The organism is Sphingosinicella terrae (assembly GCF_003347635.1).
Classification (GTDB): Bacteria; Pseudomonadota; Alphaproteobacteria; order Sphingomonadales; family Sphingomonadaceae; genus Allosphingosinicella; species Allosphingosinicella terrae.
Window position 1 is genome coordinate 17,197 of record NZ_QDFY01000023.1, and the last position, 23,663, is coordinate 40,859.

A 23,663-nucleotide genomic window follows, 5' to 3' on the forward strand; every position below is an offset into this window, starting at 1 on the left:
CAGCCCAATGACATTGCTTGAAGCGGCCTCAGCCTTCGGCATCGAGCATCGCCTGGATCTTCTGGCGCACCTTGACCGCGGGGGCGTCGGACCTGGCGAGGAGCTCTCGCTGCACCTTCGCCGCTTCCTCGACGCGACGCTCGACGATTTCGATCGCCGTCACATCCTGGCCGCGAACCTCGACGTCCATCCGGAGAAGGGCAGCGTCGAGCGCGTTGTCCTCGAGCCGGAAATTGCGGGTCATGAAACCCCAATAATGGGTCGTCGTCTCGGTCTCGGGGGTGATGCCGTGCAGGAAATAGAGCTCGCCAATCTCCGGGGGGACCGAGTCCAGGCCCGCCACGGCGGTGATCACCGGCCCGCTCGTCCTGATGAGCTCCGGGCCATAGAAATCGGTGACCGACTCCATCTCGCACAGCCCGTCGAAGCGATGCTCGGCGCCATAGAGCAGATCGAAGAACCCGGTCCACGGCGTCTGCACCAGCCGCCGCAGCCGGAACGAGCGGTTGCGCTCCTCGGCGATCATCGGCGTCTTCTTGAACACGTCCCCGCCCGGGATATGGTGGTGGATGTAGGGCAGGTGGGTGAGGTCCATCAGATTGTCCACCAGCAGCTGCGAACGCCCGCGCAGGGGCAGCAGCGTCGCCCCGCAGAACCGCCAGCCGGGCCGGTCGAGGCCGAAATCGTCATAAGGCGGGATCAGCTCGGGATCGCAGCGTTCGGGATCTCCCATCCAGATCCAGCACAAGGGTCCCCGCTCCTCGATGCGGTAGGTGGGCTGGCAGAAGCCCGCGCCGGTCTCCTGGGCAGGGATGCGCACGCATTTGCCGTCCGCGGCGAAGGCGAAGCCATGATAGCCGCAGACGATCGCGTCGCCTTCGAGCCGGCCGAGGGCGAGCGGGTAGTAGCGATGCGGGCAGAGTCCGTACATCGCCACGGCGGCGCCGGCCTGCGTCCGGTACATGACGACCGGCTTGCCCAGCAACGTGCGCTCGATCGGATCTCGCGTGATCTCGTGGGCAAAGGCGGCGATATACCAGCGGTTTCTGACGAAGATCTCGTCCGCACGGAACGGGTACACGGCGTGCTCCCTACTCGGCGGCAGGAGGCTCCTCGCCCGCGTGATGGCCCTCCTTGTGGGTCGGGTTCGGCAGCGCACCCTGGCTGTCCCCCTCGGAGACCTCCGCCACCTCCGGCGGCTGGGCGGGGTGCGGCCGCACATTCTTTCCCGGCGTGCTCCCTTCGACATAGCCCATCTCCCACGGCGCTTCGTCGAATATCCACGGCTGGAGATTGTGCATGAAGCTCATCGTGCCGAACCGCGAGTTCCAGGTGCGGGGGATCCAGCTGTCGTCGAGAACGTCGCTGTCGGTGCCATATTCGGCGTCGCCGCCCGCGGGGCAGGGCAGGTACATGAAGACCGAGCTGGCGATGCGATGTCGGCCCAGGCCCCAGACCGATTTCTGCCAGCCGCGCCGCTCCATGTAGTTGGCGCCGACCATGACCTCGTCAATGTCCTCGACGCCGTAGTTGACGTGGTTGAAGCGCGTCTTCCCGTCCAGGCCGGGAAAGGGCAGGTCGGCCTTGAGCCAGTAGATGTTGTGATGGTCGTTCGTGCCGGGTGCGCGCGCGAAGACGCCGAAACCCTGCTGGATGTCCGACAGCCGGAAATCGAGGTTGTCCCGATACCAGGCCCAGCTGGCTTCGGGATCGGGAACCTGGAAGACGACGTGCTGGATGGTCTTGGGGTTCGCCTTCAGGCGCCATTTTCGATGCGTGTTGATCCGGTTGATGTTGCTGTAGCTGTTGACCGGATCGGGCGCTCCCCAGACCAGCTGCTTCGGGTAAAGGCGAAGGCCGCACGCGATGCCGTCGCCGTCGAGGAAGCGCGCAGTCCCGTCGGCATCGATCGACACCTCGGTGCTCTGGCGGAGCTTTTCGACGACACGATCGAAATGCTTCTGGTTGGCGACTCCCCAGATGACCTGCTGGACGCCGTAGCCGACAAGCTTCTGCCCCTCGACCCGTGCGGCCTCGAGCGGGCGAATGATCACGGACGAGCCTTCCTCGAGCTCGAACAAGGCCTCGTCGCGGCTCTTGGCGACGAGCGGCAGGCCGAAGTCGACGAAATAACGGACGCATTCATCGAGATCCTCGACTCCGTACACGACTGTCTCGACGCCATTGATGCCGGCCATGTGCCTCTCCGCTCTGGTTCTTCGCGTTAGTAGGTCGGCGCAAACCATGGCGGAAATCGATTGGCGCAATGCGACCTATAAGCACTCGCCCTGCGTTTCCTACTCCACCGGATTTCGCGGAAGCGCGGCGGCCCTCGCCTTGAAGAGGCCGACGAGCCATTGCACCCCATGGTCGTTCGTCCTCAGGCTGTGCCACTGCATCTCCTCGACGACTGCAGGCATCGGCAGCGGCGGCGCGTGGATCGTTATCGGAAGCCGCTTGGCAAAATATTCCGCGTGCCGGCGATACATCGTCGCGAGCCGATCGGTCCCCACGACCGCCGGAGGCAGCGCCGCGAAGCTGGGCATGCTGACTTCGACCCGCCGGTTGAGCCCCTGCTGGGCGAAGAATAGCTCGGTGAAGGCGGGATGACGCTCGGGACCGAAGACGGCGATGACGTGACCGGCCTCGATAAAGGATTCCCGGGTCAGGCCATCCTTGTGCCGGCCTTCGGACCAGCAGATCACGGCATGCTCATCCGAATAGAGAGGTTGCTTCGGATGGGCATCGCTGAGGTGAGTGTTGATCGTGATCATCAGGTCGATCTCCCCGCGCTCGAGGCGTTCTCCGCCAAGCCGGTCCGGTGAAGACAACTCGAACGTGACGCCCGGGGCCTGGTTGTACGCGTCGAGGAGCACGTCGCCGACGAGGACATGATAGGCATAATCCGAAGCGACGATGCTGAACTTGCGCTCGGCCGTCGCCGGGTCGAATTCGAGCGGCGTGGTGATCCGGGAGCGGATGAACAAAAGCGCCTCGCGAACCGGCCCGCGCAGTTCCTCGGCTTTCGGGGTGAGGATCATCTGCCGTCCCGACTGTACCAGCAGGTCGTCCGCGAAATAGTCGCGCAACCGGTTGAGCGCGCCGCTCAGCGCTGGCTGGCTGAGATAGAGGCGCTTGGCGGCCGAGGAAACGCTGCGATCCTCGATCAGCGCGTCGAGCGCCACCAGCAGGTTGAGGTCGAGCCTGTCGAAGCGCATCGCTCCATCCCCTCCTTGCGCCCGCGGAATTCCGCTGAGCCTGACTCACCTGACGTATCAGCAGATGATGCAGTTTGCCAGCCGATCCATTCGCCGCGCCGATTGGCATCGAGCTATCGCGCCGGATGATGGCTGCAACCGCGCCTTCCGATTGGACCGTGGGCAGAAGGCGAACCTATCAAGGAAGACCCGGGGCAGAGGCGCCGGCGGGAGGAGGGGATCGATGGCGTCCATCGCCGAATTCGGGAGCGGCAACGGGCCCTCGGGAAACGGTCTGGAGGCCGAGCTGATCGGCCTCGAGGCGTCGCGTCGGGACGCGCTCGTGAACGACGATATGAACCGGCTGGGGGAGCTCGTCTCGGAGGACCTGGTGCACGTGCACGCGACCGGCATGGTTCATGGCAAGGCCGATCTACTCGACCATGCCGGACGGTTTCTGCAGTTCCTGGACGTGAGACGCGGTCCCCTTCTGGTGCGGCCGCTTGGAGCGGATGCGGCCGTCATGACCGGGCCGATGACGAACGTGGTGAGGCGCCGCGGCCAGGATGAAGAAGTCGAGGTGAAGGCGTTCGTGACGCAGGTCTGGGCGCGCCGGGACGGACGCTGGCAAATCGTCAGCTTCCATGCGGTGCGCCTTTCCGTGCCCGGTCCAGGTCCAGGTCCAGGTCCAGGTCCAGAGGAGTCCCAATGATGAGCGATATCTATGCGCTCGGCACCTTCTCGGAAGGCGCCGGCGGCCACTGGCCCGGCGTCATCCGGGGTGGACGCGTGGCCGCGCTGGCGAAGCTGATTCCCGTGGCGCCGGCCGACCTACTGTCGGTGTTCCGGCAATGGGAGGTCTGGGGCGCCCGGATCGATGCTGCCGTCGCTTCCGCGCAGGAGGGATGGTGGCGGCCGGAGGGGGAGCTGGTCGCCCATCTACCCTGCATGCCCGACAACCTGTTCGGGGCGGGCGCCAATTACCGCAAGCATGTCATCGAGCTCATCGTCGACAGCGGCGCCGGCGGCACGGGGCATCTCAGCCCCGAGGAACGGCGCGCTTATGGCGAGCGGGAAATGGACCAGCGCGCCGCAAGCGGCAAGCCGTTCGTCTGGGTGGCCGCCCGGAGCAGCATCGCAGGCCCGGAGCGGGCGCTCGTCCTCCCGCACGACATCCAGCAGCCGGACTGGGAGCTCGAGCTGGCCGTCCTGATCGGCAGGAGGGCGCGACGCGTGCCCGCGGCGCGGGCGCTGGACCATGTCGCCGGATATATGATCGCCAACGACATCACAGCGCGCGAGCTGGTGACGCGGTCGGACCTCAAGAATCTGGGCATGGACTGGATGGCCTGCAAGGGCTCGCCCGGCTTCAAGATCCTGGGTCCCTATGTCACGCCGGCCCGCTTCGTCGCCGATCCGCAGAAGCTCCACATCCGGCTGAGCCTCAACGGCGAGGTGATGCAGGATGAAGGCACGGACGACATGATCTTCGGGGTGGCCCAGATCATTGAATTCGTCTCGGCGCATTGCGAGCTGCAGCCTGGCGACGTGATCATGACCGGATCCCCTTCGGGCAACGGCACGCATTATGGTCGCTTCCTCCGCGACGGCGACGAGATGCGCGGAGAGATTGACGGCCTGGTCGGGGCGCAGGTGGTGCGCTGCGTCGGCGAGCCGGTAGGGAGCGGCAAGGCCTTCGAGGCGGCTTGACCCGATGCGCGTCCTGATCACCGGTGCCGGCGGCTTCTTGGGACGCGCCCTGGTCCGCATCCTTGCCGGCGCGCATCAGGTCGTGGCGCTCGACCGCGACTGCGGGAGCGTCCCGCGCGGCGGCAATGTCGCCTGCGTGACCGGCGATATCGCCGATCCCGAAGTGCAGGCCCGGGCCGTCGGCAACGGCTGCGATGCATTGATTCATCTTGCCACGATCCCCGGCGGGGCCGCGGAGCAGGATCCGGAGGCGGCCCGGCGCGTCAACCTCGATGCCGGCATCTCCCTCGTCGAAGCCGCGGCCCGCGCCGGCACGCGCCCCCGGCTGCTGTTCGCGAGCAGCATCGCGGTGCTCGGCGATCAGCTTCCGGAATCGGTCGACGATTCCACGCCGCTGCGGCCCAGCCTCGTTTACGGGGCGCACAAGGCGATGATGGAGCAATGGCTCGCCACGCTCACCCGCCGCGGTGCGATCAGCGGGTTGTCGCTTCGCTTGCCCGGAATCGTCGCGCGGCCTCCGGGAACATCCGGCTTGAAATCGGCCTTCGTCAGCGAAGTCTTTCATGCCGCTCTCTCAGCGCGGGCCTTCATCTGCCCCGTGTCGGCCGAAGCGACGATGTGGCTGATGTCGGCCGACAGGGCCGCGGCCAATTTCCGCCACGCGCTGGAGAACGGGACGCAAGGCGGCGAGCCATTCGCCCTGACGCTCCCGGCGGTCCGCACCTCGATGGGCGCGCTCGTCGAGGAAATCGCCCGGCAGGCCGGCAGCGACCCGGATCTCGTCAGTTACGAGCCTGATCCCGCGCTCGAGGCACGATTCGGCCGCTATCCCCCGCTCGATGCGCCGGCCGCGCGGGCGGCCGGCTTTTCGGACGACGGCTCTCTCGAAGATCTCGTCGCGGCGGCCATTGCCCATGTCGGGGACGAAGGATGACCATCGGCCGCAGCCGCCTTCCGCCGGTCCGGCGCGTCGTCACCGGCCATGACCGCGAGGGGCATGCCGTTTTCCGTTCCGATGAGCGGTTCCCGACCGAGGCCATTCCGGGGGGCGATGCGTCCTTCGCATTGATATGGACCACCGCAACGGTGCCCGCAGACAATAATGACGAGACGGAAGGGCGCGAGCGCGAGGCCGGGCTCACCATCCGCCAGGGCTCGGTGATCCGGGTCGTCGACATGGCCCCCGGCGGCGTGTCGCCGATGCACCGTACCGACAGCATCGACTATGGCATCGTGCTCAGTGGCCGCGTCCAGCTCGAGCTCGACCATGGCGCGAGCATGCTGCTGGGTCCCGGCGACATCATCGTGCAGCGCGGCACGATTCATCTCTGGCGCAATCCCAGCGCATCGGAGCCGTGCCGGATCGTCTTCGTCCTTATCGAAGCGGAACCCTACGTCCACGACGGCAGGCTGCTGGGCGAGGTGCAGCCGTGACCCATGTCGGGTCCAGCCAGGCATCACAGCGGCTTTGGCACGGTCGCTCGAAGGAGCGAGCAGGCGGCGTGGGCGGGAGTCCCCGCCAGGCTGAAACCTGAGCAGGATGGAGCTGGTCATGGAGCACCGATACGCCGAGGGTGCGACCGAGCTGGTCGGCTATGTCGCGCGGCCGGAGGGAAGCACGCGGCGCCCCGGCATCCTCGTGGCTCACGAAGCGCCGGGTCTGGGCGAGCATCCGAAGATGCGCGCGCGCATGCTTGCCGAGCTCGGCTATGTCGCGCTTGCCGCCGACCTTTACGGGGGTGGGGCGCTGCACCAGGGGCCGGCAGCCTTTCAGCAGCTGAGCGGGATGCGGAGCGACCCCGGGCTGCTCCGCCGCCGGGTGACCGCCGGGTTCGAATCGCTCGCCGCCCTAGAAGGCGTGGACCCCGGCCGCATCGCCGCGATCGGCTTCTGCCTGGGGGGAATGGCGGTCCTCGAGCTCGCCCGAACCGGCGCGGACCTTCGCGCCGCGGTGAGCTTCCACGGCCTGCTGGAGACTCGGCAACCCGCTGCCGCGGGCGCCGTCAGGGCCCCCATCCTGGCCTGCACGGGAAGCGAGGATCCGCTCGTTCCGCCCGAGCAGGTCGCCGCTTTCGAGCAGGAGATGTCGGCGGCGCAGGCGGACTGGCAGCTCGTCACCTTCGGCGGCGCACGTCACGCCTTCACCAATCGTCACGCCGCCATGGCGGGCAATGCCGCGCTCGAATGGAAGCCGCAGGCGGACCGCCGCGCCTGGGCGTTCATGGTCGCCTTCCTTGCGGACTGCCTGGGAGAGGAAGGATGATGATCAAGTCCGCTTTGATCGTGGGCGGCGGCATCGCCGGTCTGGTAAGCGCGCGCGCATTGGCGCTGCGCGGCGTCGGCGTGACGCTGCTCGAGCGCAAGCCGGTGGTCGAGGACGATGGCGGAATTGGAATCGGGCTTCAGAACAATGCGATGAACGCGCTCGCCGAGATAGGCGTGGCGCAGATGGTGGTCGACCAGGGCGTTGCCGTGGACTCGATCGGCGTCTACGCGCCCGACGGACGGATGCTGCATGAGCGGCCCACCGACCGCTGGTGCGGATCGCCCTGGCCCGGCTACACCGGAATCACGCGTTCAGCCTTTCATGCCCTCCTGCTCGCCGCCGCCATCGAGGCAGGGGTGGAGCTGCGTACGGGAATGGACGTCGTCGAGGTCGAGCCCGAACGCGCTGAACTGCGTACCCGGACAGGCGAGCGGCTCTCAGCCGACCTGGTGGTCGGTGCCGACGGAATCTATTCAAGGCTGCGCAGGGCGATGTTCCCGGAGCACGGTCGCGCCGTGCCGACCGGCGAGAGCGTTTGGCGCGCCCGGGTTCCGAACGTGCGCAAGCAACGGATCTCGATGATGTTCGGCGCCGGCGTCGGCACGATCGGACTGACGCCGCTGCGCGACGACACCTACTTTTACGTCGTCGACCGCAGCGAACGCGCGCCGCCGCGCGGTGCGCCCGACATGGCCGAGCGGCTACATGCCTTGATCGGCCATGTCCCGGGTTTTCCCGCCGAGCTGGCCGGCCAGCTATCGCGGCTTCCCGGCGACGTCACTTACCGGCCGCTCGAGACCGTGCGCCTCGCGCCGCCTTGGCACAAGGGCCGGGTGCTGCTCATCGGCGATGCGGCCCATGCCGGTCCGCCGACCTTGGCCCAGGGCGCAGCAATGGGCATCGAGGATGGCGTCGTCCTTGCGCAGACGCTTGCGAGCGAGCTCGACCTCGATACGGCTCTCGCCGCCTTCATGAGACGGCGCTGGCCGAGGGTAAGCACGATCGTCGACGCCAGCCTCACCATCGCGCGAGCGCAGATGGAGCCGAATGGACAGGCCGCGATGGCGGAAGCAGGCAAGGCGGCCGCCGCGGCGCTGGCGAAGCCCTTTTGACCGGGCGTGGGCTGATCTCGGCGAGCGCCGGGCGCCGATGGCCCAGCGCGAGGGCGCGCCGTAGTCGGCCCCAATGATTGTCGACGCCCGCCGGGGTGCTAGGGGGAAAGGTGCTTGGATTGAGTGAGCATTGCGACGTCCTGATCGTCGGCGCTGGCCAGGGCGGCGCGCAGGCGGCACTGATGCTTCGCCAGCACGGCTTCCAAGGGAGCATCGCGGTCGCGGGCGAGGAGCCCGAGCTGCCCTACGACCGGCCGCCGCTGTCCAAGGAATATCTCGCCGGCGAGAAGGCCTGGGAGAGGCTGCTGCTCCGGCCAGCCGAGGTCTGGAATGAGCGCGAGGTCCGCATCCTGACCAGTACGCGCGTGAATGCGGTCGACCCTGCAGCGCACGAGGCGAGGACGGCGGACGGGCGCACGCTGCGTTATGGTCGGCTGATCTGGGCGGCGGGCGGCACGCCTCGGCGGCTGACCTGCTCCGGGAACGATCTCGCCGGCGTTCACACCGTCCGCAGCCGCGCCGACGTCGACCGGATGATCGCCGAGCTCCCGGCCGTCGAGCGAGCGGTGGTGATCGGCGGCGGCTATATCGGGCTCGAGGCCGCCGCCGTGCTGCGCAAGCTCGGCAGGAAGGTGACGATCCTGGAGGCGCTCGACCGGGTGCTCGCGCGCGTCGCCGGCGAGCCCCTGTCGCGCTTTTTCGAGGCGGAGCACCGCGCCAGGGGCGCGGCGGTCCGGCTGAACGTTCGGGTCGAGGGCATTGCCGGGAAGGATGGCCGAGCCTGCGGCGTGGTTATGGCCGACGGGGAGGTGCTGGCTGCCGAGATGGTGATCGTCGGCGTCGGCGTCGCGCCGGCGGTCGAGCCCCTTGTCGCCGCCGGCGCGCAATCCGGGAATGGCGTCCGGGTCGATCGCCAATGCCGGACCAGCCTGTCGGACATCTTCGCGATCGGCGACTGCGCAGAGCATCGCAACCGCTTTGCGGACGACGAATGGATCCGGCTCGAATCGGTCCAGAACGCCAATGACCAGGCGGCCGTGGCGGCCCAGATCATCGTCGGCAAGGAAGCAGAATATTCGAGCCTCCCCTGGTTCTGGTCGAACCAGTACGACCTCAAGCTGCAGACGGTCGGTCTTTCGCACGGCCATGACGACATCGTCACCCGCGGCGACCCTGCCGCCCGCGCCTTCTCTCTGATTTACCTCAGGCAAGGCAGGGTGATCGCGCTGGACTGCGTCAATTCGGTGAAGGATTATGTGCAGGGCCGCGCGCTGGTGACCGCCGGTTCGGTGATCGATCGCGACAAGCTTGCCGACGCGTCGGTTCCCCTCAAGGCGATGCTGGGCTGAGCGCCGCCACGCGATTGCCGGCACGCCTTCCGGCACGGGCGGAGATCCCGACTTGCCCGGCCTGATGGCCGCCGCCAAGGCCGAAGAGGTTGTCGAGAGCCAGGCTCGGAATGCCTCGGATGCCGTGTTATCCCTTCACGACCGTCTGGTCGATCGCCCCGAACAGGGGCGCCCCGTCGGGCAGCCTGGCCTCCATGCGCACCCGATCGCCGAATTTCATGAACGGCGTCCGCACCTCGCCCTGGTCCAGCAGCTCGATGCCCCGGCGTTCGGCGATGCAGGAGGACCCGACCTCGCGATAATTGTCGTTCGAAACGGTGCCGGAGCCGATGATGGTGCCCGCCACCAAGCGGCGCGTGCGTGCGGCGTGGGCAATGAGCTCCGGGAAGCCGAAGCTCATCGCCTCGCCATTCGCGGCGCCGAATCGCTCGCCATTCCAGTCGACGAGCAGCGGCAAGGCGACGCGGCCATTCCGCCACGCACCGCCGAGCTCGTCGGGTGTCACCGCGACCGGGGCGACGCTGCAGGGCGGCTTGGCCTGTATCCAGCCGAAGCCTGTCCTCATCTCCACCGGAGCGATGGCACGCAGCGACCAGTCGTTGATCTGAACGATGAGGCGGATGTGCCGGGCGGCTTCTTGCGGGGAAGCACCCATCGGCACCGCGTCGACAATGACGCCGAACTCACCTTCGAAGTCGATGCCGTCCTTCTCGTCGGGCAGCGGGACGTCGTCGTCCCATGCAAGGAACTGGTCGGAGACGCCCTGATACATGAGCGGCCGCTCGCGGGAGATGGGGTCGAGCCCGAACACCTTCTGCATCAGCTCGCCATGGCTCTCATAAGCCGAGCCGTCGAGCCACTGCCACGCGCGCGGCAGCGGTGCGAGGGCCTCCGCCGGATCGAACGGCTCCGCCGCAATCTCGCGACGCTCGAGCTGCGCGGCGCGCGCTCGTAGAAGCGGCTCGACCGCAGGCCATTGCTCCAGCGCTGCCTGGAGGGTACGTGCGATATCGGCGACAAGGCAGCGCCGCCCGTGGTCGCGCGAAACCAGGGCCAGCGCGCCATCGGGGGAACCGTCATCGATCGTGGTGAGCATCATCCCGGTCTCTCCTTCAATTTCCGTCGGTAATCATCGTCCCGCCGTCGACGACCAGCGTCTGACCGGTGACGAAGGCGCCGGCGGGCGAGGCGAGAAAGAGGGCGGCGCCCGCCACCTCGCGCACCTCGCCGGGGCGGCGCAGCGGCGTGTTCTGCATGCGCCGGGCCATGAACGCTTCGTCCGCGAGCAGGGCGGCGGCCAGGTCGGTGCGGATGAAGCCGGGGGCGAGGGCGTTCGCGCGGACATTGTCCGGACCGTGCTCGACCGCGAGGTTGCGCGCGAGCTGCGCGAGCGCCGCCTTGGAAATGGCGTAGGGACCCAGCGCCTTGTTGCCGCGCAGCCCGGCGATGCTCGACATAAGGATGATGCTGCCGCCGCCGCGTGCCTTCAGGTGCGGAAGCGCGAAGCCGCAAAGCTGCACGACGCTGTCGAGATTGATGCTCATTACATGACGATAGGCAGGGGGATCGGGACAAGTGCTTCCCTTCATCGGCCCGCTAATCCCTGCATTGCAGACGAGTATGTCAAGGCCGCCGAAGATGGCCACCGTCGCCTCGACCAGCGCGCGCTGGTCCGTCTCCGACGTCACCTCGCACCTGCGCCACGCTGCCTTCAGTCCCTCGCGCGCGAGGGACGCCTGCGCCGCCTCGCACGCCTGCGCATCTTCGCTGGCGATCATCACCGATCCCCCGGCCTCACCGAATGCGCGGGCGATCGCGAGGCCGATCCCGCGTGAGCCACCGGTGACGATCGCTGTCCTGCCGCCAAGGTCGAAGAGCCCGCTCATTCAGCAGGTTTAGCTGTCGCGGCTGCCGCGGGTGCCGGCCAGCAGGCGCAGGGCATTCGACCGGCGGATGGCGGAGAGAAGATCAGGTGGAAGCCCCAGCCGCGCGAGCGACGCGAGCGAACGCTCGGGCGAGCCCCAGGGATAGTCGGTGCCGAACAGGATGCGCTCTGGGGGAAGCCAGGCCCGCAGGGCCGCCATGGCCGGATGGTTGGTGACGCTGGCGGTGTCGACATGAAGGCGCGCCAACGCCGCGACCGGTTCTTCCGGGACTCGAGCCCTGAGATCCGGACGGATGAAGCCCATGGCGGCAACCCGCTCGGCCACCATCGGGAAAATCCCGCCGCCATGCGAGAAGATCCAGCGGATGCGCGGATATCGGCTCAAGGCGCCGGACCAGAGGAGGCTGGAGATGGTCCGGCCGGTGTCCACCGGGAATTCGATCAGCGGATCGGCGACGTCGGCGACGAGGCCCGCGCAGCAGCGCGCCATCGTCGGATGGACGTAGACCAGCGCTTCCAGGCGATCGAGCTCGGCGAGCAGCGGCGAGAAGGCGGGATCACCGAGATAGCGCCCGTCATAGCTGCTCAGCAGGCCGATTCCGGCCGCCCCCGCCTCGTCGAGGGTTCGGCGTGCCTCCGCGATCGCCCCGTTCGGGTCCGAGACGGAAAGGGCGGCGAAGAAGCGGAAGCGGCCCGGATGATCGCGCGCGAGGGCGGCCGCATAATCGTTGCACCGTCTCGCCATGTCCGCCGTCGCCGCCCCGAAATCCACGCCCGGTGCGGAGATCGAGAGGATCGCACTTTCGACGCCCGCCGCATCCATCGCCGCGAGCGAATGCTCGGGCGTCCAGGCGAGCACTTCATCGAGGTTGGTTGCGAAGCGAGCCAGCCACGGCTCGGCATGCGGCTTGTAGAAAGGGGGAAGGAGGTGATGGTGCACGTCGATCGCCCCCGCGGCGCGGGTGGTGGCGGCTCCGCTGCCGCCGGCGAGCAGCGCCGCGGCGGCGCCGGCCGTCAGGCGGCCGAAGTCTCGCCGGCTGTAGCCGCAGGCCTTTCGCTCCGGCTCCACCGCCATTGCCCCCGATCTGTCGTGCCTCGCCCTTCCATAGGACAGGCGGCTGCGCCGGAACGAATCGGATTGTCGGCTAGCTCGCATCGGCCGTGATGATGGGAGGGGGTGCTATAATCGGGGCCAATGGCAGACAGCCATCCTATCGATTGGACCGAGGCAAGGCCCTCCGATACCCCACAAGCCAGATGAATTCCGTGTCATCGCCGGCTCTGTCAGCGGTGCAACGAAACGGAACGTCGAGGGGAGAGATAGCCATCGCCAGAGTCTCGGCCAGTCATTCGCATTGCAGCGCGCTTGCGCTGCAGGCCTGCTTGGCGTGCCTAGGGCCCGTCATCTCCATCTGACCATGTTTCACATGACGGCGCAGCCGATCGGCTGCTCACGGGAGGGGTTTCGATGAAGACGATTCTGCTGGCGACCACCTGCATCGCGAGCGCCTTGCTCGCCGTCCAGCCGGCCTTCGCCCAGGACCAGCTCGCGTTGGTCCAGACCGGTGATGGCGAGGCCGCCGACACCGGCCAGGATCCCGGGGAATCCGGCCCCGTCGCCCAGGAGGGCATCGAGGAAATCACCATCACCGCCCAGCGCCGGGCCGAGAGCCTGCAGCGCGCGGCGATCGCCGTTTCAGTGGCGGATTCCGGCGACCTGATCAATGCCGGGGTGACCAACCCGCAGGCGCTGACCAGCCTCGTGCCTGCGCTTCAGGTGGCGAATGCCGCCGGTCCCTATGCCCTCTTCTATCTGCGCGGCGTCGGCAACTTCAACGGCAATTCGCTGTCCGACTCCGCCGTCGCCGTCAACCTGGACGGTGTCTTCCTGTCGCGGCCGTCCTCGACCAGCGGCCTCCTCTTCGATGTCGACCGGGTCGAGGTGCTCAAGGGTCCGCAAGGGACCCTCTACGGACGCAATGCCACCGGCGGCGCCATCAATATCGTCACTCGGCGTCCCCAGCTGGGCGAGTTTGGCGGCGAGTTCATGGCCTCGTACGGCAATTATGACGCTATCCAGCTCAACGGCGCGCTCAACGTGCCGATCGGCGAGAGCATGGCGGTCCGCGTCGCCGGCCAATATGTCGAGCATGACGCCTACATGACCGACGGCACCGGCGACCAGGACGACCTTGCCGGCCGTATTCACTTCCGCTGGGAGCCGTCCTCGACGGTGACGATCCAGTTCGGCGCCGATTATTTCCGGCAGCGCGGCGCCGGCATCGGCGCGACCGTCCTCACCGACGACGTCGCGGACCGGCAGGTCGGACTCGGTGATCCACGTTCCGATGCAGCTTTCCGGTCCATCTATTTCTTCCCGGCCGGAAACACGTTGGCCCCGATCGCCGATGACACCTACCTCAACAACGAGTTCTGGGGCGGCTACGCCTCGGTCGACGTCGATACCGAGATCGGCACGATCACCGGAATTGCCGGCTATCGTGGCGCCTCGCTCGATTTCCGTTCGAACACGCCGAGCTTCCTGATCAACCAGCGCGAGGAGGACGAGCAGTATAGCGTCGAGCTACGCTTTGCGAGCCGCACCGATGTGCCGCTCCAGTGGCTGCTCGGCGCCTACTATTTCTACGAGGACATCGACGTCCCGGACGTGTCGTTCAACCAGCAGGTCTCGGCCTCCTATCAGCAATTCTTTCCGACGACGGAGAGCCTCGCCGCTTTCGGCCGGCTGACCTACAACGTCACCGACCGTTTCCGCCTGAACCTCGGCGCCCGCTACACGGTCGAGGACAAGGATTTCGTCGGCAATTTCTACCAGCTTTCCGTGCTGTGCGGCGGCACCGTGCTCCGTCCCGATCCGACGCTGCCGGTCACCAACTGCTTCGGCGCGCCGCTACTGCCGAACACGATCGTTCCCGGGCCGATCTTCGCGCCCAACGGCGCCGTCATCCCGTTCCAGCCCTTCGGCTTCGGCTCGGCCTTCCCCGGCGGCCCGGCGACCACGCCCCAGTTCCTGTCGATTGCCGCCTTCTCGCTGGATCGTTCAGCCGCCTTCGATCGATTTACCTGGCGCGCCGGGTTTGAATATGACGTGCTCGACGCCTCGCTGCTCTACGGTTCCTTCGAGACCGGCTTCAAATCCGGCGGCTTCTTCTTCACCCGCGACAATCCGGTCTACAGGCCGGAGCGGATCGAGGCCTGGACCTTGGGGCTGAAGAACCGGTTCCTGCGCAATCGCCTGCAGCTGAACCTGGAAGCCTTCTGGTGGGAATATCGCGACCAGCAGGTCAGCTCGACGTCGCGCGACAGCCAGGGCGCCGTCATCTTCGCGACGCGCAATGTCGGCCAGTCGCGCAACCGCGGCTTCGAGATCGAAGGCATCGCGCTGGTCACCCCCAACACCCAGCTCAGCGCCAACCTCCAATATCTCGACGCCGAATATACCAGCTTCATCTATCTGACGCCGAACCAGTCTCCGCAGGTCCCGGGCCTGAACACCTCGGTGCCGCCGGTGGCGAACTGCCCGTTCACGCTCGCTGATCCGCCGACCCTCTACCGGCAGGATTGTTCGGGGCGGCGCCCGCCGAATGCGCCCGAATGGGTGTTCTCGCTCGGTGTCGAGCAGACGGTCCCGCTGGGCGGCTGGAACCTCGTCCTGAACGCGCGCACGCGCTATCAGTCGAAGATCTTCACCGGTCTCGAATATCTCGAAGTGCAGGAGCAGGAGGGCTACTGGCAGTCCGATGCCTCGATCACGCTGGCCGAAGCGTCGGACCGCTATTTCGTGACGGCGTTCATCAACAACATCGAGAATAACGACATCATCGGCAACTCCTTCCCCCATCCGTTCGGCGGGGCCAATCTTGTCGTGGGCTCGGTCCGTCCGCCACGAACCTACGGCCTGCGCGCGGGCGTGCGGTTCTGACCGGATGCGGACCGCGCATCGCCTTCTCGTCGCCGCGGCGCTGTGTTTCGGTGCCACGGCTTCGGCCGAGCCGCAGGAGGGGCAGCCGGTCTTCGTGACGCTCGGCACGGCCGGCGGACCGGTGCCCAGCCCGGGCCGTTCCCAGCCTGCCAATGCCGTCGTCGTCGGCGACGATGTGATCCTGATGGACACAGGCGACGGCGCCGCGGGGCGGCTTGCGGCCGCCGGCCTGCGGCTGGACCAGGTCCGCGCCGTGTTCCTCACCCACCTCCATCTGGATCATACGGCTGGCCTTGCCGGAATCATCGGCCTGCACTGGATGAACCAGATGCCGGGGCCGCTCCGAATCTACGGCCCCCCGGGCACTCAGGCGCTTGTCGACGGCATCGTCGCCTCGATGGCGCCGGCGCGACGGGCCGGCTTCGGCTTTCACCACGGCTACGGAAGCCACGACATCCGGGTGGACGTGACGGAGATCGGCACGTCGGGACCGATCGACGTGCTGCCGGGCGTCATCGTCGCCTCGGTCGAGAACAGCCATTACAGCTACCGTCCGGGATCGCCCGAAGCCGAGGCAAGCAAGGCGCTCTCCTTTCGTATCGAGGCCGGCGGCCGGAGCATCGTCTACACGGGTGACACCGGACCCAGCGAGGCGGTCACGCGCCTCGCGCGCGGCGCCGACCTGCTGGTGAGCGAGGTGCAGGACCTGCCGGCGCTCGAAGAGATCATTCGGCGACTGGCGCCCGGCATGCCCGCGCAAGCGCATGCTCGGCTGATGGAGCATTTGCGGCTCCATCACGTGTCGCCGGAGGAAGTCGGCGCGATGGCCGCATCGGCGGGCGTCGGAAGCCTGGTGCTCACCCATCTCGGTCCAGCGCCGCCCCCCGATCGCGCCGACGCCCTGTTCATCCCCGGCGTGCGGGCGCGCTACCAGGGGCCGGTGACCGTCGCCGTCGACCTTGGCCGCTACTGAGTCCCCGCCGCCTGGTCGGTTCGAGGGCAGGACGGCTCGAACCGCGGTCGATGGCGTCGCATGCGCAAGGCTCGACGCGGGTGGGCAGGCGACGATGGCCCCATGATCGATCGGCGCAGCCTTCTCGCCCATCTTCCGGTCCTCGCCGGGGCCGTCGGATTGACCAGGGCAGCGCATAGCGAAGACGCGCAGGCCGCGGAGCCGCCGCCGCGTCGGCTCATCGCCTGCGAGGAGGGATTCGCGCTGCCTGAGACGCAGGCGGCGACGCGCGCCTGGCTCGCGGCGAATCTCGGGGAAGAGCCGGGCCTTCGTGCGCTCGGCGCCGGCTTCGGTGCGGAGCAGGGGAGGCGGTGGTTCGCCGATCTGGTCGATCTCGGCCAGGTGCGCGAACAGGCGATGGACGCGGCCGGAATTACGACCCAGTTGCTGCTCCACGGCTCCCCGGGCGTGCAGATCTTCGGCCCGTCGGAAGGCACCCGCCTTGCCGCTTTGGTGAATGACCGGATGGCCGGCCTGGCGCGCGGCAACCCGCGTCGCTACGCGCCGCTGGCGACGATCGCGCCTCAGGATCCGAGCGCGGCCGCTCGCGAGCTCGAGCGTGCGATGGGCGAGCTGCGGCTGCACGGCGCGCTGATTAACTCGCACACCAAGGGCGAATTTCTCGATGATGAGAAGTTCTGGCCGATCTTCGAGGCCGCCGAGGCGCTGAACGCGCCCATCTACCTTCATCCGCGAGAGCCCGCGCCGGCAATGCTGGAGCCCTTCCTCGCCCATGCGGCGATGGGCCCGATCTGGGGCTTCGCGGCCGACACGGGGCTGCACGCGCTGAGACTGATCCTCGCCGGCCTGTTCGACCGGTACCCACGGCTCCAGATCGTGCTCGGCCACCTGGGAGAGGGGCTGCCCTTCTTCATCGATCGTATCGACCTGCGCTACCGCACAGACGGCTCGCCGGCCCGCATTCCGCTCAGGCGCCTGCCGAGCGACTATCTTCGTTCCAACTTCCACCTCACGACGAGCGGCATGAACTGGCAGCCGGCGGTGGACCAGGCGCTCGCCGTCATGGGTTCGGAGCGCCTTCTGTTTGCCGCCGACTGGCCCTTCGAGGACGCCACCGATGCCGCGCAGCGCTTTCGCGCGATGCGCTTCGCGCCGGGGGTTCGAGACCGCCTCGCATATCGCAACGCGGAGGCCTTGTTCGCGATCGCCCCAGCCTGAGAATGCTTTGCATCGAAGCGAATGAGCGGAGACTATGAAAATGAGCAGATTGCAAGCCTACGCGCCGCAGGCGCTGGCGGTGCTGAGGATCGTCACGGCGCTCCTGTTCATCCAGCACGGCCTCCAGAAGCTCTTCATGTGGCCTCCCAGCCCGCATCACCCGGACCCGGTGCCGCTGCTTAGCCTGGCCGGGATCGGCGGGCTGCTCGAGCTCGTGGGGGGGCTGCTTATCCTGGCCGGACTTTTCACCCGGCCAGTGGCTTTCGTGCTTTCAGGCGAGATGGCCGTCGCTTATTGGATGTTCCATTTCGTCGGCGGCATGAACATGCCCAACGGCTGGATGCCGGTGGTCAACGGCGGCGATTCCGCGATCCAGTTCTGCTTCACCTTCCTCTATCTTGTGTTCGCGGGCGCCGGCTCCTGGAGCGTCGATGCGGCGCGCGCTCCTAGAGCCGCAGAGGCGGCTTGAGCAATTGCGGGCTCATGTGCCGATCGGGCCGGCGGATTCCATGTTCACCGGATCCTGGATGCGACTGCGGCCCGGACCGCCGCTTTTGAGCTCCCATGGACCGATACCCGGCGGGACTCTTGGCGCCGGCGGGCTTGCGCATGGGCGGCCCTACGGCTCGCCACGACCGGCCGATCGGCGCCGGGGACTGCGGCGGACGCGGGTTATGCCAGCGACCATTCTTCACCCGAAATTCCGTGCCCAGGACGGATACACGCTCGCCCTTGCCGGCGGCATGTCGATTCGGTCGTTCCGATGGTCTTGGCGCTCGGATCCTGCATCGGGGGCGTCCATCACCCGAGACGATGATAGCTATCGCCGATAGGAGTTTGCTCGGGTCCGCGAGGTGACGCACTGTGCCTGCTTGGAGAGGAGTCCGCGATGCCCTATCTTCGCAATGCCTGGTATGCCGCCGGCTGGAGCCACGATCTTGCCGACCAGCCCCTCGGCCGGACGATTCACGATCAGCCGATTGTCTTCTACCGCGGCGAGCGAGGGCAGGCCCTTGCCCTGCACGATGCCTGCCCCCATCGCTTCGCCCCGTTGAGCCGCGGCACGGTCAAGGGCGACCGCATCGCCTGCGGCTATCATGGGCTCGAGTTCGATGGGGTAGGCGGCCGCTGCGTTCGCAACCCGCATGGCAAGGGCGTCATTCCCGCTGCTTTGTCGGTGCGGTCCTATCCCGTCACCGAGCGTTACGGGATGCTGTGGGTGTGGATGGGGGAGGCGGATCGCGCCGATCCGGCGCTGCTCCCCGAGCTACCGATCCTCGAGGATCCGGATTTCTCGTGGGTCCATGGCGGCCTCCACGTCAGCGCCCATTACGAGCTGGTGATCGACAACCTGCTCGACCTCACCCACGTCGAATTCCTCCACCCCTTCCTCGCCTCTCCCGGCAACTCGCAGCGCACGAGATTCCGCGCCGAGCAGAATGGCAACCAGGTGAGCTCCTATTACGACATCGAGGGCGAGCCGATCAGCGGACTTTTCCGGCTCTTGTGGGCCGGTCCCGAGGAAAGGGGCGACATGCGCGCCTACATGCACTGGACGGCGCCTTCGAGCCTCTTTCTCGAGACGTCCATCCAGCTGCCTGCCGGTCCCGGTCCGCGGGTGCCGACCGTGCATCTGCTCACGCCCGAGACGGAGGACACGACCCATTATTTCTGGGCGGCTGGGCGCAACTGTCGTCATGGCGACGAGCAAATCTCCGGCATGCTCCATTTCGGCATCCAGAGCGCCTTCGAGAACGAGGATGAGCCGATGATCCGTGCGGCGCGCAGCCGGATGACGTCGAACGACCTGTTCGCGCACCGCCCCGCCTTGCTGCCTATCGACGAGGGTGCGGTGCGCGCCCGTCGCATCCTCAAGAATCTAATCAACGCCGAGCAGCAGGGTAATGGCGAGGCGGAGGCTGTCCGGGCGGCATGAGCGCAGCGATCCAGCCCCTCGACGATGGCCATTCCGCCTCACGCGCCTATGTCGCGCGCGAGACCCTGGTCAGCGTCGTCATCACCATGGCGATCAGCGCCCTGATGACCTGGGTTGTCTTCGGCGGCGGCGTGGCGGCCGAACGACGTGAGGTCCTGCTCGATTTCCTTCCGCAGACTTTCATGATCGCCCTGATGGGCTCGCTCGTTCCCGGAGTGATGGCGCGAAGGCAGGTGCGTCGCCGCGCGCTGGCTCGGCGCGCGGGGCCGCCGCCGAAGCTGCGCAGTCTGACCTTGCGCTCGTTCGGGGCCGCCATGGCATCGACCCTGCTGTTCGGGGCGATCGGCGCTGCGCTGGTCGTCGCCCTGTTCGCGGAGGCTGTGCCGATCGCGAGCCTGTTCGGTTTCAAATGCGCCTATGGCGGATCCGTCGCCTTGGTGGTGACGCCGGTTGCCATTCGGGCGGCGCTACGGGATCGGCCTTGAGCAGGAGGGGTGCCTGGAACGGTCAGGCCGCGTCTCGGATCCGCTCCTCCGCCTACACCCGCACCAGGCTTTCCGGCGCGATCGGCTTCGTCGTCGTTGTCGGCGTCCGCTTGCAACCTCGTGGGAAGGCAAAGTTGCGTCCTGCGGCTTCGCGATTATCGAACACAACGCCCTCGCGCGTTCGAATGCGGGTGCGGGAGCCGGCCGCTCTCAGATGGCAGCCTGGGCGCGTTCCCCCTTAGGCAGCATCAGGAAGAGCAGGGCGGCGGCGGCGAGAAGAGCGATGCAGGCAACCAGGGCGCCTGCATAGCTGCCCTGCCGGTCATAGAGCGCGCCCATCCAGAGCGGGCTGATACCGGCGGCGAGGATGAAGGCGGCATATTGAAGGCCGTAGATGCGACCGAACGAGCCAAGGCGGAAATGTCGCGCGACGAGGAAGCCGATCAGGTCGATCTCGCCGCCCATCGCCGCGCCGAGGGCGATCGCGGCGACATAGGCGCCCGGCGCCCCCGCGAGGAGCAAGGTCAGGCATCCGGAAGCGCAGAGGGCGCACACGCCGACCGCGACGAAGGGCGCGGGAACGCGGTCGACAAGCCAGCCGACGATCAGCCGGCTCACCATCACCGCCACGCCGATGAGGCCTGCCAGTGCGCCGGCAGCGAGGGGATCGAGCCCGAGGTCCCGCAGCATCGGAACGAAGTGAGGGATGAGTCCGGCGAAGGCGAGCGCCATCAGCGCAAAGGCCGCCATCATCACCGCGAAGGTGCGGCGGTCGAAGGCGGCTGCGTCGACCGCCATGATGTTTGCGGCGCGCGCGGCGGAAGGGGGCAGGCGCAGCAGCAGCAGGAGCGGCAGGAGGCCGACCAGGGCAAGCAGTCCGAGCAGGCGGTAACCATCCTCCCAGCCGCGCGCCTCGATCACCCGGGCTACGATCGGCGGCGCGAGTGCGGCGGAGAGACCGATTCCCGTCATCGTGATTCCGAGGGCGAGGCCGCGATTCCGGCTGAACCAGGCGCTCACCGCCTTGGTGTAGGCGACCGGCCCGGAGGCGGCCGCGAAAAAGGCGGTGATCGCCTGGAGCGCGAGATAGGCCTCGACCGACCGGCCGAGCTGCGCCAGGGCGAAGAAGCCCAGAGCGAGAGCAACGAGGCCCGCTGCGGCAGGAGCCCGGACGCCGAAGCGGTCTATGGCCCAGCCCACGATAGGATTGGCGAGTGCCAGCGCGACCGCGATCAGGAACACGCCCATTCCGAACTCGGTGCGGGTGAGGCCGATCTCGCGCTCGAGATCAGCGACGAATAGCCCCGCTGTGTACATCAGCAGGGCGGACACGCCGGTGGCGATGCCGAGGACGGCGCCCACGAGCACGGTCCAGCCGGCAGCGAATTCGCCGCGCGCGAGACTTGCGCCGGGAGAGGCCGGCGCCGCCGCGTCCTCGGGCGCCCCGCGGATCAGGCGGGTTCCGCCGTCGCTTGCGCGTGGGCGCTGATCAGCCGCCTAACCATCTCGGGAGTCCGCTTGCGAGCGATCCCGCATTCGGTGGCGACGCCGAACGCGTCCAGTGACGTTCGGGCGGCGGCGATCCGCCGCGCCGCCCCTTCGGCGCCGTCGTCATGGATCAGGCCGAGATAGACCTCTGTGCCGGGATCGAGCGCCAGCTCGCGCAGGGGACCGAAGAATGTCTCGTCGTCCCGCGCAATCGGCACCGGCATGTGGACGTAGGCGAGCGGGTGTTCGGCGGTCGCCGCGATGGCGTTGGCGAGGCTCACCATGGCGCCCATATCGGCCGGCTCGACAAAATGCTTGGCGTCCATGTCGCCGTAGCACAGGTGGATGCCGACCTCGACATCGGTGGGGATGGCGTCGCACAGCCGCGCCAGGGCCGGCGGGAGGACCTGCTGCTTGTCCGGCAGTGGCGGCACGATCGAGGGCTGTCCATCCCAGATGAGCATCTCGATGCACACGTCCCACTGGATACACAGATCCTCGTGGGGGATGGCGGCGCAGATCGCTTGTGCCTCGCGGATCATCGCCTGCTCGTAGGCAGCGGCCACGGCGAGCATGCCCTCGCCGCGCACGAAGGTCGAGATCACTGCAAACGGCGTCGGCAGGCTGACCTGGAAGCGCGTGTCCGCCGCGATCTCGCCCCGTCCGCGGGCGGCGGCGAAATCCTGGTAGGAGATGCGGGCCTCGCGGCAATAGCCGAGCTCGCCGAAGCCGATCTCCCCGGGCTGCACGCCCTCCGCCAGGCGGAGCGGTGCCAGCGCTTCGAGCGGCACGCCCGGCAGCGGCTCGAGATACGGGCTCGCGCGAAGGAGCGGCAGCTGCCAGCTCACCCACAGCCGTCGTCCGCCCGGCTCGCCGTCGGGCAGCCGCTTCAGTCGGCGGCCGAGCGTCTTGCCGCAGGTCCGGAAAACTTCTTCGACGCTGTCGAGCGCGATGCTGCCGACGAAATGGACGTGCGTCGGTCGGACTTCGGCCATGGCTTTCCTCTCTCCAGGAGCACGTTCAGCGCTGCGCTCCTTCGGATTAGTCGCGCGGTGGCGCGAAGGTCCAATTCTTACCGGCGAAGCCTGCTATTCGTGCCAGCGATCCGGGTGCGGGTCACCTCGACGGCGCCTGGCGCGGCCAATATTCGGGTGCAAGGGATGGAGGGCCGCCATACCCAGTTACTGGCTGACGAGTTGCCGCTCTATGATGGTCAGTCCTCCTCGCTGGGTGTCACGCAGATCGCGCCACGGATTTCGGCCAATTGGAGACCATCAAGGGCAAGTCCGTGATAGGAGCGGCGCTATTGAGCCGTGGGCATGATCGCGCGTCGGCGTGCGGCGCCGGCCGTGCAACGAACTATGTGCGCGGGGGCTCGCACTGATCCTACCGCGTACAAGGCTAGCGACGCTCGAGACGCAGATATGCGGGCGGCGGCACTCCGCGCGTGGTAGGGCTGAGAATTTGGCGCCGGTGCGGGTGATGGTGGCCGTTCTAAAGGCAGACATTGTCCCAACCTGACGTTCGCACGGCGCTCACCTGATGGCGGCCGCTGATCGTCAGCTGCCGCAATCGCATTCGCGCGACAATGACTGCTATTGCTCCCCGTCTCCCTCGAAGGGACCAGGCAGCTCACGGCCAGACGTGGACACCCGGCTGAGCCTCTCGTTTGCCCGAGGGGCTGCATGGTTCGAAGCACCGGCGGCCCACGGGTCCCAAGATGGCCAACTCAGACCCATTCAATCCGATGCTGCGCGGGGGGGACGAATGTGGGGTCGCGTTGATAGCGGTCTTGTTTTTTTCCGCCAGTATCATGTGCTTGGCCTCCTGATGTCCGGCGACCTCCCGCGTAGCCAAGTTCAGGCGCGCGCGAGCCGGTGACGAGCCGCGGCAGGCGGCCGCGACGGTGGCTGCGTTGCGCCAAACCCGGCCGTTTAAGTCGGCTCGCGCTTTCCCCAAAAGCGGCCGTGCACATCAAAGTCGTCACCGCGACCGTTGAATCCGCTTTAATTCGCCTTCGCTTTAGCAATGGTCACGCGGGCGAAAGATCCCGCCGCGAGTGCGGCGCTGACGGCGGTAATCCAGGCGAACGATCCGGCAG

At 67.6% G+C, this 23,663-nt stretch carries 21 protein-coding genes; 13 read left to right on the forward strand and 8 right to left on the reverse strand.

The genetic code is table 11. From position 1 onward, the window contains the following. Positions 1-28 precede the first annotated feature (28 nt). From DDE10_RS22520 to DDE10_RS22530, 3 genes are all read right to left on the reverse strand, one after another. Positions 29-1,081 carry an aromatic ring-hydroxylating oxygenase subunit alpha gene (locus DDE10_RS22520; protein ID WP_284734839.1) on the reverse strand — a complete coding sequence of 351 codons (1,053 nt, stop codon included), beginning with the start codon at positions 1,079-1,081 and terminating at the stop codon, positions 29-31. A gap of 10 nt (positions 1,082-1,091) precedes the next feature. Continuing rightward, positions 1,092-2,198: a VOC family protein gene (locus DDE10_RS22525; protein WP_114955062.1), complete on the reverse strand. Its 1,107-nt coding sequence runs from the start codon at positions 2,196-2,198 to the stop codon at positions 1,092-1,094. A gap of 99 nt (positions 2,199-2,297) precedes the next feature. Beyond that, on the reverse strand, positions 2,298-3,218 hold the full coding sequence (locus DDE10_RS22530) for a LysR family transcriptional regulator (protein WP_114955063.1): 921 nt from the start codon (positions 3,216-3,218) through the stop codon (positions 2,298-2,300). 223 nt (positions 3,219-3,441) lie between these two features. On the opposite strand from DDE10_RS22530, the gene DDE10_RS22535 reads away from it, so the two are divergent. From DDE10_RS22535 to DDE10_RS22565, 7 genes are all read left to right on the forward strand, one after another. Further along, positions 3,442-3,909: a nuclear transport factor 2 family protein gene (locus DDE10_RS22535; RefSeq protein WP_162806795.1), complete on the forward strand. Its 468-nt coding sequence runs from the start codon at positions 3,442-3,444 to the stop codon at positions 3,907-3,909. Then, complete coding sequence (locus DDE10_RS22540) at positions 3,909-4,907, forward strand: fumarylacetoacetate hydrolase family protein (RefSeq protein WP_114955082.1); 999 nt, start codon at positions 3,909-3,911, stop codon at positions 4,905-4,907. The genes DDE10_RS22535 and DDE10_RS22540 overlap by 1 nt, the downstream gene beginning before the upstream one ends. Before the next feature lie 4 nt (positions 4,908-4,911). Beyond that, the gene (locus DDE10_RS22545; RefSeq protein ID WP_114955065.1) at positions 4,912-5,841 is read left to right on the forward strand and encodes an NAD-dependent epimerase/dehydratase family protein; all 930 of its coding nucleotides are present in this window, start codon (positions 4,912-4,914) and stop codon (positions 5,839-5,841) included. Next, positions 5,838-6,341 carry a cupin domain-containing protein gene (locus tag DDE10_RS22550; protein WP_114955066.1) on the forward strand — a complete coding sequence of 168 codons (504 nt, stop codon included), beginning with the start codon at positions 5,838-5,840 and terminating at the stop codon, positions 6,339-6,341. Before DDE10_RS22545 ends, DDE10_RS22550 begins: the two co-directional genes overlap by 4 nt. Positions 6,342-6,459: 118 nt before the next feature. Continuing rightward, positions 6,460-7,170 (forward strand): dienelactone hydrolase family protein, encoded by a 711-nt coding sequence (locus tag DDE10_RS22555; protein WP_162806796.1) that lies wholly within the window; start codon positions 6,460-6,462, stop codon positions 7,168-7,170. Beyond that, positions 7,167-8,285 (forward strand): FAD-dependent monooxygenase, encoded by a 1,119-nt coding sequence (locus DDE10_RS22560; RefSeq protein WP_162806797.1) that lies wholly within the window; start codon positions 7,167-7,169, stop codon positions 8,283-8,285. The genes DDE10_RS22555 and DDE10_RS22560 overlap by 4 nt, the downstream gene beginning before the upstream one ends. Positions 8,286-8,404: 119 nt before the next feature. Then, the gene (locus tag DDE10_RS22565; protein ID WP_114955069.1) at positions 8,405-9,634 is read left to right on the forward strand and encodes an NAD(P)/FAD-dependent oxidoreductase; all 1,230 of its coding nucleotides are present in this window, start codon (positions 8,405-8,407) and stop codon (positions 9,632-9,634) included. Positions 9,635-9,761: 127 nt separating this feature from the next. Here the strand turns inward: DDE10_RS22565 and DDE10_RS22570 are convergent, their stop codons facing one another. From DDE10_RS22570 to DDE10_RS22580, 3 genes are read right to left on the reverse strand one after another with little or no spacing between them, the layout of a single operon-like run. Further along, complete coding sequence (locus DDE10_RS22570; RefSeq protein WP_114955070.1) at positions 9,762-10,733, reverse strand: fumarylacetoacetate hydrolase family protein; 972 nt, start codon at positions 10,731-10,733, stop codon at positions 9,762-9,764. Positions 10,734-10,746: 13 nt separating this feature from the next. Continuing rightward, positions 10,747-11,520 (reverse strand): SDR family NAD(P)-dependent oxidoreductase, encoded by a 774-nt coding sequence (locus DDE10_RS22575; RefSeq protein ID WP_114955071.1) that lies wholly within the window; start codon positions 11,518-11,520, stop codon positions 10,747-10,749. A 9-nt stretch (positions 11,521-11,529) separates the two neighbouring features. Then, positions 11,530-12,594: an amidohydrolase family protein gene (locus tag DDE10_RS22580; RefSeq protein WP_162806798.1), complete on the reverse strand. Its 1,065-nt coding sequence runs from the start codon at positions 12,592-12,594 to the stop codon at positions 11,530-11,532. A 393-nt stretch (positions 12,595-12,987) separates the two neighbouring features. Between DDE10_RS22580 and DDE10_RS22585 the strand changes: the two genes are divergently transcribed. From DDE10_RS22585 to DDE10_RS22610, 6 genes are all read left to right on the forward strand, one after another. Continuing rightward, positions 12,988-15,462 carry a TonB-dependent receptor gene (locus tag DDE10_RS22585; RefSeq protein ID WP_114955073.1) on the forward strand — a complete coding sequence of 825 codons (2,475 nt, stop codon included), beginning with the start codon at positions 12,988-12,990 and terminating at the stop codon, positions 15,460-15,462. Between the two features lie 4 nt (positions 15,463-15,466). Next, positions 15,467-16,435 (forward strand): MBL fold metallo-hydrolase, encoded by a 969-nt coding sequence (locus DDE10_RS22590; RefSeq protein ID WP_114955074.1) that lies wholly within the window; start codon positions 15,467-15,469, stop codon positions 16,433-16,435. Positions 16,436-16,537: 102 nt separating this feature from the next. Further along, positions 16,538-17,653: an amidohydrolase family protein gene (locus DDE10_RS22595; protein ID WP_162806799.1), complete on the forward strand. Its 1,116-nt coding sequence runs from the start codon at positions 16,538-16,540 to the stop codon at positions 17,651-17,653. 40 nt (positions 17,654-17,693) lie between these two features. Further along, positions 17,694-18,122 carry a DoxX family protein gene (locus DDE10_RS22600; protein ID WP_114955076.1) on the forward strand — a complete coding sequence of 143 codons (429 nt, stop codon included), beginning with the start codon at positions 17,694-17,696 and terminating at the stop codon, positions 18,120-18,122. Positions 18,123-18,542: 420 nt separating this feature from the next. After that, the gene (locus DDE10_RS22605) at positions 18,543-19,589 is read left to right on the forward strand and encodes an aromatic ring-hydroxylating oxygenase subunit alpha (protein ID WP_114955077.1); all 1,047 of its coding nucleotides are present in this window, start codon (positions 18,543-18,545) and stop codon (positions 19,587-19,589) included. After that, on the forward strand, positions 19,586-20,074 hold the full coding sequence (locus DDE10_RS22610) for a hypothetical protein (RefSeq protein WP_114955078.1): 489 nt from the start codon (positions 19,586-19,588) through the stop codon (positions 20,072-20,074). The genes DDE10_RS22605 and DDE10_RS22610 overlap by 4 nt, the downstream gene beginning before the upstream one ends. A gap of 210 nt (positions 20,075-20,284) precedes the next feature. On the opposite strand, the gene DDE10_RS22615 is transcribed toward DDE10_RS22610, so the two are convergent. Beyond that, a complete protein-coding gene (locus DDE10_RS22615) occupies positions 20,285-21,436 on the reverse strand; it encodes an MFS transporter (protein WP_162806800.1) in 1,152 nt (383 codons plus the stop codon). A gap of 89 nt (positions 21,437-21,525) precedes the next feature. Further along, on the reverse strand, positions 21,526-22,557 hold the full coding sequence (locus DDE10_RS22620) for a hypothetical protein (protein WP_114955080.1): 1,032 nt from the start codon (positions 22,555-22,557) through the stop codon (positions 21,526-21,528). Positions 22,558-23,663: the final 1,106 nt, after the last annotated feature.

Bases quoted from the DNA above. Each gene is read 5' to 3' on its own strand.
- DDE10_RS22560 (WP_162806797.1), top strand. From the start codon at position 7,167: ATGATGATCAAGTCCGCTTTGATCGTGGGCGGCGGCATCGCCGGTCTG.
- DDE10_RS22605 (WP_114955077.1), top strand. From the start codon at position 18,543: ATGCCCTATCTTCGCAATGCCTGGTATGCCGCCGGCTGGAGCCACGAT.
- DDE10_RS22550 (WP_114955066.1), top strand. From the start codon at position 5,838: ATGACCATCGGCCGCAGCCGCCTTCCGCCGGTCCGGCGCGTCGTCACC.
- DDE10_RS22555 (WP_162806796.1), top strand. From the start codon at position 6,460: ATGGAGCACCGATACGCCGAGGGTGCGACCGAGCTGGTCGGCTATGTC.
- DDE10_RS22570 (WP_114955070.1), bottom strand. From the start codon at position 10,733: ATGATGCTCACCACGATCGATGACGGTTCCCCCGATGGCGCGCTGGCC.
- DDE10_RS22590 (WP_114955074.1), top strand. From the start codon at position 15,467: ATGCGGACCGCGCATCGCCTTCTCGTCGCCGCGGCGCTGTGTTTCGGT.
- DDE10_RS22540 (WP_114955082.1), top strand. From the start codon at position 3,909: ATGAGCGATATCTATGCGCTCGGCACCTTCTCGGAAGGCGCCGGCGGC.
- DDE10_RS22620 (WP_114955080.1), bottom strand. From the start codon at position 22,557: ATGGCCGAAGTCCGACCGACGCACGTCCATTTCGTCGGCAGCATCGCG.
- DDE10_RS22535 (WP_162806795.1), top strand. From the start codon at position 3,442: ATGGCGTCCATCGCCGAATTCGGGAGCGGCAACGGGCCCTCGGGAAAC.
- DDE10_RS22610 (WP_114955078.1), top strand. From the start codon at position 19,586: ATGAGCGCAGCGATCCAGCCCCTCGACGATGGCCATTCCGCCTCACGC.
- DDE10_RS22580 (WP_162806798.1), bottom strand. From the start codon at position 12,594: ATGGCGGTGGAGCCGGAGCGAAAGGCCTGCGGCTACAGCCGGCGAGAC.
- DDE10_RS22545 (WP_114955065.1), top strand. From the start codon at position 4,912: ATGCGCGTCCTGATCACCGGTGCCGGCGGCTTCTTGGGACGCGCCCTG.
- DDE10_RS22595 (WP_162806799.1), top strand. From the start codon at position 16,538: ATGATCGATCGGCGCAGCCTTCTCGCCCATCTTCCGGTCCTCGCCGGG.
- DDE10_RS22600 (WP_114955076.1), top strand. From the start codon at position 17,694: ATGAGCAGATTGCAAGCCTACGCGCCGCAGGCGCTGGCGGTGCTGAGG.
- DDE10_RS22530 (WP_114955063.1), bottom strand. From the start codon at position 3,218: ATGCGCTTCGACAGGCTCGACCTCAACCTGCTGGTGGCGCTCGACGCG.
- DDE10_RS22575 (WP_114955071.1), bottom strand. From the start codon at position 11,520: ATGAGCGGGCTCTTCGACCTTGGCGGCAGGACAGCGATCGTCACCGGT.
- DDE10_RS22585 (WP_114955073.1), top strand. From the start codon at position 12,988: ATGAAGACGATTCTGCTGGCGACCACCTGCATCGCGAGCGCCTTGCTC.
- DDE10_RS22525 (WP_114955062.1), bottom strand. From the start codon at position 2,198: ATGGCCGGCATCAATGGCGTCGAGACAGTCGTGTACGGAGTCGAGGAT.